Annotated in this window: 10 protein-coding genes; 5 read left to right on the top strand and 5 right to left on the bottom strand. The window is 64.6% G+C overall.

Annotated features, from left to right (window positions below; translation table 11 throughout):
* Positions 1-550: 550 nt before the first annotated feature.
* From AC5RWU_RS05330 to AC5RWU_RS05315, 4 genes are all read right to left on the bottom strand, one after another.
* The gene (locus AC5RWU_RS05330) at positions 551-1,099 is read right to left on the bottom strand and encodes a hypothetical protein (RefSeq protein WP_494036932.1); all 549 of its coding nucleotides are present in this window, start codon (positions 1,097-1,099) and stop codon (positions 551-553) included.
* A 77-nt stretch (positions 1,100-1,176) separates the two neighbouring features.
* Entirely contained in the window at positions 1,177-1,419 is a 243-nt protein-coding gene (locus AC5RWU_RS05325) for a tautomerase family protein (RefSeq protein WP_494036931.1), read from the bottom strand.
* Entirely contained in the window at positions 1,391-5,290 is a 3,900-nt protein-coding gene (locus AC5RWU_RS05320; RefSeq protein ID WP_494036930.1) for a non-ribosomal peptide synthetase family protein, read from the bottom strand. Before AC5RWU_RS05320 ends, AC5RWU_RS05325 begins: the two co-directional genes overlap by 29 nt.
* Positions 5,291-5,319: 29 nt before the next feature.
* Positions 5,320-6,219 carry an EamA family transporter gene (locus AC5RWU_RS05315; protein ID WP_494036929.1) on the bottom strand — a complete coding sequence of 300 codons (900 nt, stop codon included), beginning with the start codon at positions 6,217-6,219 and terminating at the stop codon, positions 5,320-5,322.
* 497 nt (positions 6,220-6,716) lie between these two features.
* On the opposite strand from AC5RWU_RS05315, the gene AC5RWU_RS05310 reads away from it, so the two are divergent.
* Both AC5RWU_RS05310 and AC5RWU_RS05305 read left to right on the top strand, forming a co-directional pair.
* On the top strand, positions 6,717-7,190 hold the full coding sequence (locus AC5RWU_RS05310) for a MarR family winged helix-turn-helix transcriptional regulator (RefSeq protein ID WP_494036928.1): 474 nt from the start codon (positions 6,717-6,719) through the stop codon (positions 7,188-7,190).
* 66 nt (positions 7,191-7,256) lie between these two features.
* Positions 7,257-7,910 (top strand): 4'-phosphopantetheinyl transferase family protein, encoded by a 654-nt coding sequence (locus tag AC5RWU_RS05305; RefSeq protein ID WP_494036927.1) that lies wholly within the window; start codon positions 7,257-7,259, stop codon positions 7,908-7,910.
* An 83-nt stretch (positions 7,911-7,993) separates the two neighbouring features.
* Here the strand turns inward: AC5RWU_RS05305 and AC5RWU_RS05300 are convergent, their stop codons facing one another.
* A complete protein-coding gene (locus tag AC5RWU_RS05300; RefSeq protein ID WP_494036926.1) occupies positions 7,994-8,488 on the bottom strand; it encodes a MarR family winged helix-turn-helix transcriptional regulator in 495 nt (164 codons plus the stop codon).
* Positions 8,489-8,881: 393 nt separating this feature from the next.
* On the opposite strand from AC5RWU_RS05300, the gene AC5RWU_RS05295 reads away from it, so the two are divergent.
* The 3 genes from AC5RWU_RS05295 to AC5RWU_RS05285 are packed head-to-tail and all read left to right on the top strand — an operon-like array spanning position 8,882 to position 10,987.
* Positions 8,882-9,718 (top strand): alpha/beta fold hydrolase, encoded by an 837-nt coding sequence (locus tag AC5RWU_RS05295; protein ID WP_494036925.1) that lies wholly within the window; start codon positions 8,882-8,884, stop codon positions 9,716-9,718.
* Positions 9,711-10,322, top strand: coding sequence for a TetR-like C-terminal domain-containing protein (locus tag AC5RWU_RS05290; RefSeq protein ID WP_494036924.1), 612 nt, complete (start codon positions 9,711-9,713; stop codon positions 10,320-10,322). The genes AC5RWU_RS05295 and AC5RWU_RS05290 overlap by 8 nt, the downstream gene beginning before the upstream one ends.
* Positions 10,319-10,987, top strand: a complete 669-nt coding sequence (locus tag AC5RWU_RS05285) for a hypothetical protein (protein WP_494036923.1) — start codon at positions 10,319-10,321, stop codon at positions 10,985-10,987. Before AC5RWU_RS05290 ends, AC5RWU_RS05285 begins: the two co-directional genes overlap by 4 nt.
* Positions 10,988-11,027: the final 40 nt, after the last annotated feature.

Below are 11,027 nucleotides of genomic sequence, written 5' to 3'. Positions count from 1 at the left end.
GCCAGCGACCTGCGGGCCGGGGCGGACAGGGATGCCTGGGCCGGGGCGGGAGCGCCGGCGGTGCGCAGTTCCGGACGGGTGATGACTGCGGTCATGGAATAACTCCTTTTCACACCCAAGTCTTCATGCCCAAGTCGCCGGCAGGCGGCGGGATTAAGGGGCGGGGGGTGCTGGGTTGGGGGTGCCATTGGTCCGGAGGGATTTCCTCCTGTGAATGGAGGCCTCACCGGGAGAACGCGAAGATAATCGGCTATGTGGTCAGGGAGCGCATAGCTGGGGCGTTCGTTTCTGGCTGGTTAGGGGGTTGAAGTCAGATAGTTTGATATCGAAATATTCGATGCTGAACAAACATAAAAAGCGGGACCGGCTGCTGTCAAGGCCACCCTCAACTGGAGGCCGCCGATCTCCCCCACCCCGAGGACGTAGACCGCTTCACCCGTACCGGCCGGGTCCCAGGCGAAGGGCTGGAGGCAGACGCGAACACCCTGCGGCTCCGGGGTGCGGATCCGCAGGGTGTCCGTGGTCAGGGTGTGGATGGTTGGTGCTGTGATTAGCCCAGGAAGCGCAGCTGGCGGGGCGTCAGGGCCTCCCAGGTCCGGCCCAGCCCCCACGTGTGGCCTGCGCCCGTGGTGGCCAGGACCCACAGGGCCGCAGCGTAGATGATGTGCGAGTCAACCACCGGGTGGTTGACCAGCGGCAGGGCCGACAGCCACATCAGGCCCATGATCATGGTTCCGCCGACCGCGGCAGCGCGCAGGGCGATGCCCAGCATGAGGGCGGCGCCGACAAGCAGCATGCCGAGCATGTACAGCACATCGATCCCGGGCATTCCTGCCATGGCCCCGAAGACCGGCGCCAGCGCGCCCTCCAGGCTGCCCAGGTAGCCCGCGGTCGGTGAACCGCCGACAATCCAGGCCTGCTCCGGCGCGGTGGCAAAACCAAGTCCAAGGGTCTTGTCCACGAACGCCCACAGGAACACCGATCCGAGCAGGATGCGCAGGACAGCCAGCGCTTTACGGGCCGGGGCGGCCAGAGGCGCCTGTACACGGGCCGCTTCGGTGGTGCGGCGCAGTTCCGGACGGGTAGTAACTGCCGTCATAAAATAACTCCTTTTCATACCCAGGCCGCCGGCGGGCGGCGGAACCAAGGGTCTGGGGGTTGAGGAGAGGAAGAGGGTTATTGCTTGGGGTAGTTGGGGTGCTTGATCACGTGCTCCGGGTGATCCTCCAGTTCGGGCCCGACCACCGTGGCATGCCATTGCTCGGGCTCGATTTCCTCCAGCGAGATGGAAACCACATCAGGGGAAACGCGCAGGCGGGTCGCTATGGTTTCAGTGAGCTCATTGGCAAGAGCCGTTCGCTCCTCGCCCGAGAGGGGGCAGGGGAAATATTTAATGTTGAGATGAGGCAAGGTTTTCACCAGCTTTCATGGGGCTCCCGGAAGCACCGGTATCCGATGCCTGGTCCAAGGAGCGGTCGTAGGTTGCGTGGTAGAGGGCACTGGCGAGTTCATCGACGCCCTGCTCCCGCAGGACGGCGTAGTGATCCTCGGAGAGGTCCACGATGCGCGGCTCACGCTCGGCGAAAGTGCCCGCCGATTCAATGAACGAGTAGTCGTCTCCGGCGGCCTTGAAGATGGTGATCGGGGCTGTGATCCGCCGGTCCAGCAGTTCGGAGAAGGTGTATTCGAACTCGAAGGTGCGCACCACGATATCGGTGATCCGGTTGATCGTATCGAGGGCCAGTTCCCGGCGGGCGTGCTGGATGAATTCGACGAACGAAACCCGGTCCCGGGTGGTGTCAACGCATTCATCGATCTGCGGGCCGACACTGGTGCCCAGGAAGACCGAGGCGAGGACTGTGACGAACCCGGGGTCGGTGAAATCGGCCGACCTGGCGCTCCGTTCACCGGATCCCTCCCGCAGGCTGGGATTGCCGGGGCAGATGAGCATGATCCTGTCGACGGTCTTGCCTGCCTGCTCCAGCTGCCAGGCCGCTTCGAAGGCAACCCGGGCGCCGAAGGAGTAGCCCCAGAGGGTGTACGGGCCCTCGGGCTGCAGCTTGAGCATCTCGGCGATGTCTGCTGAGGCCATTTCCTGGATCGTGGCAAACGGGGTTTCCCCGGCGTTGATACCCCGGGCCTGGATCCCGAAGAACGGGCGCTGGGGCACGGCCTTTCCGGCCAGCTTCATCAGGTTCATCGGATAACCGCCCAGTCCCGGCCAGCAGTAGACGGGCCGCTGCTCGCTCTGCTGGTTCAGCGGAATGAACCGTGAGGTTGCGGAGGCCGTGCTCCCCTGATCCACCATTTGCGCCAGATCCGCCAGGATCGGGGCATCGATCAGCGCCCGCAGGGGAAGCTGGACACCGAAGATCCGCCCGATGCGGGAGATCAGCGTAATCGACATCAGGGAGTTTCCGCCGACGGCGAAGAAATCATCCTGCACCGACACGTCCTCGTACTTGAGCAGCTCGGCCCATTCAACGGCGAGGCGCTTCTCGGTCGGTGTCGACGGCGGAACGAACGGTGTCTCGGACTGGGGCGAGGCCACCTGCGGGGCGGCCGCCAGGGCCTTCAGGTCCACCTTGCCGTTGGGGGTCAGCGGCAGCTCGTTGAAGACGACGGTGCGGTGCGGGACCATGTAGTCGGGCAGCGTCTGCTCCAGCTCTTCGCGGACCATCTCCGCCGGTCCCTGCATGTGCACGAGGTCCTCGTTCATGCCCTCGCTGGCGATCTGCTCGGCGGATACCTTGCCGCCGATGAAGAAGTAGGACGCTTCCACGGAGATCCCGTGGTGTTTGAGGATGTCCATGATCCGCCATGCCGCTGGCAGGGTATTGCCCGTCTTCGAGCTGTAACCCGAGGACATGAATCCCAGGCCGGAGAGTGTGCCATTGCGCTGGAGCCGGTGCAGGTAGCAGCCCAGCGTGGCATACCGGAGCCACTCGGGAACCTGGCCGGCCACGGCACTGATGCCAAAGCTGGAGCGGTCGAAGACGCGCTGGTTGATGGCGATGACGTGCTTGCGCTGGATGAACTCCGCGGCCACGGGCTCTAGGCCGGCACCGTTCCACCGGTAGGTCCCGGGTGCGACCCCGGGCACCTTGTTGCCCGGGATATTCACGTAGACGTCAACATTCAGGTGGTTGGCGGTTCCCTCAACCACCTCAAAGGTGCCCAGGTAGTGATCCTCCTCGAGGGCACCGCACTGCGCTTTGGCGCTTTCGTCGAAGCCGTGCGGGGCGACCGTGCGGCCGAAGGGGGCCAGCCCGTCCTGCAGCGCGCCCAGCAGGTGGCCTGCCTCGAACTCCATGACCTCGAGGATGTTGTTCTTATAGACCGGCTCGATCGCGCCGGTCTTGCCGATCAGGTGGATCCGGATCCCGGGAGAGCCCGGGCGGCCCGAGGCTGGGGTGGCCAGCTGCAGCCTGTGCAGTTCCGGATGGTAGTAGTAGATGCCGTCGGCGATGCCGTCCTGTCCCTGCAGCTCGAGATAGGTCTGCACGGCGTAGAGGGCTCCGGGCGAGGCATAGGAATACTTGGGCAGCAGCCGCTCGGGGCTGGTGAACTGTCCGATCCAGCGCAGCGCATATCCCAGATCCGCCAGCGTACCCTGTGAAGCCCGGCTGGCCGGGGCGTGGATGTGCCCCGCCTGGGCCAGGAAGGCCTGCAGCTCACCCTCGGCCAGCGGTCCGCCGTCGTAGAACCGGTAGGTCTTGCGGGCGAAAGCCGCGGCCCGCAGTTCCTCTCCGTCCCGGCCGGGCAGTTCGATACCGTCGGCGAGATCGGTGCGGATGCCGGGGTTGGACAGCTGCGCCTTGACCTGAAGCTTGTTCTGCTTGGACTGGTGGTGGGCGCCGTGGCTGCCCTGGTCCATCAGCGCGGCCTCGGTCGGGTTCATCTCCACGCACGCCACCAGCTCCGGATTGCCGGTGCGGGCGTTGGTGGTGACCACGGCCGCGGCCCGGCGCACCCACTGGTGGTGCTCGATGGCCGAGGCGATCTCCTCCAGTTCCACCCGGTAGCCGCGCAGTTTCACCTGGTTGTCCGAGCGGCCCTGGAAGTAATACAGCCCGTTGGCGTTCCGACGCACAACGTCGCCGCTCTTATAAAGGGTTCCGGTGCCGGCGGGGTCTTGGATGAACCGTTCGGCCGTCTGGTCCGGATTGTTGAGGTAGCCGCGGGACAGCTGGATTCCGCCCATGTACAGGTCGCCCGGCTCACCGTCCGCCACGGGTTTCAGGTCCTCGTCGAGCAGAACGCAGCGGATCCCGGGAACGGGCTGCCCAATCGGCACGGACACGTCCGCCCCGTCCAGGTCCGCGCCGGTCACCGTGTGTGCCAGCGCATTGATGGTGGTCTCGGTCGGCCCGTACAGGTTGGTCAGCGAACACCAGGAAAGCGTCTCGAGGAACTGCTTGGCCAGCGGCTTCGACAGGGCCTCACCGCCGCAGTAGACGCTCTGAAGCGAGGTGCAGGCGTCAAAGCCCTCGGTTTCGAGCAGAGCCTGAAGAAGAGTGGGAACACACTGCAGGTGGGTGACCGAGTGGCGACCGATCATTTCCACCAGCCCGTAGGGGTTCCGGTAGAGCTCCGGGGCGCCCATCACGGCGGTGGCGCCGGCGGCCGGGGCCAGGATCTCCCACTGGGCCGCATCGAAACTCATGGGCGTCTTCTGCAGAATCCGTACTCCCGGCTGCAGATGACCCTGGTCGCGCAGCCACTCCAGCTGGGCCACGATGCTCCGGTGCTCGATCATGACCCCCTTGGGCCGTCCGGTGCTTCCCGAGGTATAGATGCAGTACGCCAGATTCCGGCCCGTGGCCGAAACAGGCGCCGCGGCTTCCTGTGCAGTCCGGCTGTCATTCAGGGTGAGCACCTGGGTGCCGTCCGGAGCAATTTCGCGGATGCGCCCGATCAGATGCTGCTGGGTCAAAACCAGCCGGGTACCGCTGTTCTCCAGCATGTACCGCAGGCGGTCGTCCGGATAGTCGGTGGCCAGGGGCAGGTAGGCGGCGCCGGAGAAGAGGGCTCCCCAGACCAGCAGCGGCAGCTCCGCGCCGGGTTCGGCGAAGATTCCGACCGTCTCGTCGGGTGCAAGACCGGCGGAGCCGATGAGCGAGCCCAGGGAACGGGCTTCGGCAATGAGCTGGCCGAAGGACACCTCGTCTTCTCCGGCCACGATCGCACAGGCGTCGGGCTGCCGGCTGGCTTCTTCCAGAAGCATCCCGGGCAGGGTGCTGCTGGAGTTGTTTTCAGCTGAGGGGGAACTGGCTGACTGAACGGACACTATTGCTCCTGAAACAGATAATGGGGGACTTAGGCGCTGACGAGAACGCGTTTCCGGGGCTTCGGCTGCTGGCGGCGGCTGTAGAGCTGCACCGCGACAATTGCACCGACGATGGCGAGGGCTCCGACGATCTGGGCGAGGGTCAGGGTCTCACCGCGGAAGATGAGCCCCAGGAAGGTGGCCACCAGGGGGCTGCCAAACGAGAGGAAGGACACCGCGATCGCGGGCAGCCGCTCGATGCCGCGGAACCAGAGGGCGTAGGCCACCAGTGCACCGATCAGGCCAAGGTAAACGTAGCCGGCGATGTTGGCGCCGCTCAGGGATGAGGGCAGGCCCTCAATCATGAGCGTGAGAGGGAGCAGGAACAGCCCGCCGAAGGCCAGCTGCCAGCCGGTAAAGGCGAGGTTGCCGACGCCTTCGGGCCGGCCCCACATCTTGGTCAGAACTATGCCCGCTCCCATGGACACAGCCCCTGCCAGGCCGGCGAGCACCCCGGCCGTGTTCAGGGCGGCTTCCGAGTTGAGCACCAGCAGCGCCATCCCGCCGATCACCGCGGCACAGGCCATGAGGTGTACCGCCTGTGGACGCTGCTTCAGGACGAGGTAACCCAGCACCAGAACAACGATCGGCTGGACCGAACTCAGCAGGGCAGCCACACCGCCGGGCAGAAGGTACGCGGCGACGAACAGGAAGTAAAAGAAACCGCCGATGTTGAGGATCCCCAGAATCAGCGTCTTCCACCACCAATGGCCGTGCAGCAGAGAGCGGGTAAACAGGATCAACAGCAGCCCCGCAGGCAGTGCCCGCAGCAGTGACGCCAGCAGCGGCCTGCCCTCCGGCAGGAACTCCGTGGTCACGATGTAGGTGCTGCCCCACACGGCCGGTGCAATGGCGGTTACCAGCGGAGTCAAAACCGGCCGATCAGTCATTGTGCCCGCCGATGCCCAGTCCGCTGAAGCCGCGGGCAGCGGCCAGCGTTGTTTTCAGGTTGTTCATAGGGTTTGTCTCCATAGGAATTTGGGTCATACCTGCCCGCCTGAGCGGGCCGCCACCCGGGGCGGCGGCGTTGATGAGTACCGCGGTCGGGATGCACAAAGGTGGGATCGGGGGGGGTCGATAGGTCCAACAGGGGCAGTGGCGCGTGCCCTTCGGCACACAATTCCCGGGGATCGACGGCAATGGTTCCTGCGCGCCGGCTCTGAGCTTGCAGTTCCGGAAAGGAACTGCTGTGCTGGGAAGACCCTTCTGCTCAAAGCAGGCCGTCTGGGACGAATTACCATCGCTTGGACATAGTGTCCAACTTCAAATAATTCAACATCGAACTGTTTAGTTCTGTATGATCGTAGAAAGCGGGGCTCAGCCCTGTCAACTTGACTCAATGAAGGCAATAAAGGAGCTCAACGATTTGGACAGGGTGGAGGCCTATATGGATCAGTGGAAGCGCGAACGACCGGATCTGGACCATGAACCCATGGCAGTTGTGGCCCGCGTGACCCGCACCGGCGGCTTCCTTGCCAACAGCATTCGTGAGAACCTGCGAGGTACGGGGATCGAGCCGTGGGAGTTTGACGTGCTGGCCACCCTCCGCCGGGTCGGCCCGCCGCACACCCTGAGCCCGAAAGACCTCGTTGCGACCACGATGGTGGGCAATGCCGCGATGACCCACCGCGTGGACAAACTGGTTGAACGCGGCCTCGTGTCCAGGAAAGTCGACCCGGACAACCGGCGGCGCCTGCAGATTTCCCTGACGCCGGCGGGGATGGAGCTCATCGACGGCATCATTTCGGCCCATATCGACAATGCGGACCGCTTCCTTGACGCATTGTCCGAGTCCGAACGGCAGACCCTGTCCCGTCTGCTCAAGAAGGTTCTCCTGTCACACGGCGATAATCTCTCGTAAAGCTCCCGCTCCACCACAAGCCTGAGCCCTTCACCGGCACGCAGGTGCCAGATCAGGCGGTCGCCCTTGCTGCTAGAAACCCTGGTCCCAGCATTCGTTGCGGTCGCGGAGTCATTCGGCGATATCGAGGGCGCACGACCGCTTGGTCCGGAGTGGGACGCAGTCTCGACAGCGGGCGAAATGCGGGTGAGGGAATTCTCCACCGGCCGCCACCTCGCCCGCGTGGCCATCCGCAAACTTGGCCTGGCGCCTGCTCCGCTGAAGCGGCTTTCGGGCGGATCTCCCGATTGGCCCGCGGGACTGCGCGGCAGCATCACCCACTGTGAGGGCTATCGGGGGGCGGCCGTGGCACCTGCGGAGCAAACAGCAGGAATCGGCATCGACGCAGAAGTTTCCGTCGCTTTGCCCCTTGACGTGCTGGGACTGATTGCCACCAAGGACGAAATCGAACGAACGCAGGACCTGGCCAAAACCGATCCATTTGTCAATTGGGACACGGTCCTCTTCAGCGCGAAAGAGGCATGCCTGAAAGCCTGGCTGTCGCAGGGCACGGGACAAGGTTTATCCCTTGACAAATTCCAGGTGTCGATTGAGGGACGCGGGAAGTTTGCTCTGGAGAAAGCCGGCGGACCGATCCCTGTGGCCTGCCAAGGCAGCTACTGCGCAGCGCGCGGCTTGATCGTGTGTGCCATCACCCTCCCGCGGTCCCTTAGGACATGAAGCCAGAGCACGACGTCGGCGCTCATCTGGGTGCCCGGCGTCACCGCCCCGGGTGAATGGCCACGCGGCGAGTGCCGGCCGCTTCAGTGGTGCGAATCGCCGTGCGACACAAGAACTTTTTCGAGCAGGCCGGACAAGGTCTCCCGCTCAGAGACAGACAGGGCCTCAAGGAACCGGTCGGCGTTGTCGATATGGGCCGAAATGATGCCGTCGATGAGCTCCATCCCCGCCGGCGTCAGGGAAATCTGCAGGCGCCGCCGGTTGTCCGGGTCGACTTTCCTGGACACGAGGCCGCGTTCAACCAGTTTGTCCACGCGGTGGGTCATCGCGGCATTGCCCACCATCGTGGTCGCAACGAGGTCTTTCGGGCTCAGGGTGTGCGGCGGGCCGACCCGGCGGAGGGTGGCCAGCACGTCAAACTCCCACGGCTCGATCCCCGTACCTCGCAGGTTCTCACGAATGCTGTTGGCAAGGAAGCCGCCGGTGCGGGTCACCCGGGCCACAACCGCCATGGGTTCATGGTCCAGATCCGGACGCTCACGTCTCCACTGATTCAGGTACGACTCCACTCTGTCCACCCCGCCGGCCTCCTTCTTCACAGGGTCGGAGCCCCGCGCTTGATGACTGTACTGAATCAAAGATTTTGATATTAAACTATACAACTTTGATGCGAATGTATGCAAAGTCGGAAGCGATAACCTGAGACGCTGCGGCCTTTCACCCCGAGGACGGCGGGAACGTCGACTGGACGGCCACAGGTGATCCTGCCATCTGGAATTTTCATGTCCGGGCAGGCAGCAGTTCCCTGGAAGGGCGGAAGCGCAACAGGACCGCACCGAACCCCAGGAATACAGCGAGGGTAACGGCGATGACGGCGCCCGGCGCTCTTGACACCCCAAACTAACAACATTAGTTTGAATACTAATCTCATTAGTTTTTGGGCTGGCTGCCCTGCGGATAGAAGGAAAATCATGGCAGAGCTCCGGTCTTCACAACAGGGAACGGATCCCCGGTTCCTAAATTTGGAGGAAGGGCGCATAGCGTTCGAGGTCCGAGGCGAAGGCCCGCTGGTGATATGCGTACCGGACATGGGCGATCTGAGGGCGGTTTACCGCTTTCTGGCAGCCGATCTGGGCGCGGCCGGCTTCACAGCCGCGGTGATGGACTTACGAGGGCACGGCGGCAGCGACGCATCTTTCAGCCGGTACGATGACGTCGCAACCGGGCAGGACATTCTCGCGCTCATCGAGCACCTCGGCGCACCGGCAAGCGTCATCGGCAATTCAATGGGGGCCGGATCCGCGGTCTGGGCCGCGGCGGAAAGACCGGACCTCATCCAGCGCCTGGTGCTGATCGGCCCGTTTGTGCGTGATGTGCCGGTCAGCCCGCTGCAGCAGCTGCTGTTCCGCTTAGCGCTGGGGCGGCCCTGGGGCCGGTGGATGTGGCGTACTCACTTCCCCAGGTTTTACCCCGGCCGGAAGCCTTCCGGTTTCTCCGAGCATCTGGCGGCCATCGACTCCAGTCTGCGCCGCCCTGCGCACTGGGAGGCATTTGTGAAGACGACGCGCACCACCCATGCCCCTGCCGAAGCGCGCCTGGGCGAGGTCCGGAGCCCGGCACTGGTCGTCATGGGCGAAAACGACCTTGACTTTCCCGCCCCCGCAGTGGAAGCAGAATTGATTGCCGGCCGGCTTACCGGCTCCGTTGTCCTGGTCCCGGGCGCCGGACACTATCCACAGGCCGAATATTCTGAGATTGTCTCCCCCGCTGTCATATCTTTCCTCAGGAACGGACAGCCCGGTGCCTAGGGCCGGGCTGAACAAGCCCCAGGTAGTGGCTGCGGCCGCGGCCGCGGCCGATGAGGCCGGGTTTACACAACTGACCCTGGCCATGGTTGCCAAGCGGCTTGGGGTACGCATTCCCAGTCTGTACAACCACGTCGAAAATCTGGAGGCTCTGCGCCGGGAAATTGCGATCCTGTCGCTGGGAGAACTTGCTGCCCGGCTCTCCGCTGCGGCAGCCGGCCGCGCACGCAGGGAGGCGCTGCACGCTACTGCCGATGCCTACCGTCAGTACGCGCTGGACCATCCCGGACGGCATGCGGCAACGGTGCGCGCCCCGCAGCGGGACGACGAAACCCACAATGCCGCCGCAGCGGCGGTGGTAGATGTCGTATTGGCCGTGCTCAGGGGCTACCACCTTGACGGGGATGATGCCGTTGACGCCGTCCGTTCCTTGCGGGCTGCCCTGCACGGCTGGGCTGAACTGGAGAAAAGCGGCGGGTTCGGAATGCCGCAGGACGTCGGCCGCAGCTACCGACGGTTTGTGGACGGCTTCGACGCAGCCCTGGCCGCTCAAAGCCCCTCCTCCCGCGAGCACCCCACCCCGGAACCGCAAGGAGCACTGCCGTGAACACATCAGACCGCCTCCAATACTGGACCTCGGCCGCAGCCCTTGTCTATGTGCTTGCCTGGCTGTCCGGCCTGGCCGTCGCACCAACCGGTCCCGGAATCAACGCCGCCGCCGACCAGGTCCATGCCCACTATCTCGGACACGGCGGCAGCGTTCTGATCCAGGCACTTCTGGTTCACGGGGCCGCCGGGCTGGCACTGGCAGCCATGGCCGTCGGAACCGCCCGGGCATCAACCGCCCCGCACCCACTCCGAGCAACCGTCACGATCTCCGGTCTCGCAGCCGCTGCACTGTCTATTGGGCAGGCAGCAATCGCCGCCACCGCCACTCAGAGCGCCGCCGGCGCCACCGCCGAGCACAGCCTCGCCCTGTTCCACGCAATCGACTACACGGACAGCATCAAACTCATTCTGCTGGCAGCCTTCGTCGCCGCCGCGACGGCCGCACGCCACGCCACCAAACCCACAGCCCCATGGATCCGCTTGGCCGCAATCCTGCTCGTACCCCTGCTGATATCGGGCGCGGCAGCCTTCCTGGCACCCAGCGCCATGCTGAACACCCTCCTCGCCGGTTCACTGATCCTGCTCCTGGTCTGGTCCGCCGGACTCGCCTGGACGCACAAGCCCCGCCGTTCCATCCTGCCCGCCGAAAAAACGGCCGGCTGAACGACTGAACCCTCCGACACAGGGAAGGCCTTGCGAGAAG

The sequence above is a fragment of the Arthrobacter sp. B0427-1-12 genome (assembly GCF_059092905.1).
This window is presented reverse-complemented; position numbering and strand designations above follow the sequence as displayed.

Excerpts from the sequence above, each read along its gene's own strand:
- AC5RWU_RS05310 (WP_494036928.1), top strand. The coding sequence starts at position 6,717 with ATGGATCAGTGGAAGCGCGAACGACCGGATCTGGACCATGAACCCATG.
- AC5RWU_RS05330 (WP_494036932.1), bottom strand. The coding sequence starts at position 1,099 with ATGACGGCAGTTACTACCCGTCCGGAACTGCGCCGCACCACCGAAGCG.
- AC5RWU_RS05295 (WP_494036925.1), top strand. The coding sequence starts at position 8,882 with ATGGCAGAGCTCCGGTCTTCACAACAGGGAACGGATCCCCGGTTCCTA.
- AC5RWU_RS05315 (WP_494036929.1), bottom strand. The coding sequence starts at position 6,219 with ATGACTGATCGGCCGGTTTTGACTCCGCTGGTAACCGCCATTGCACCG.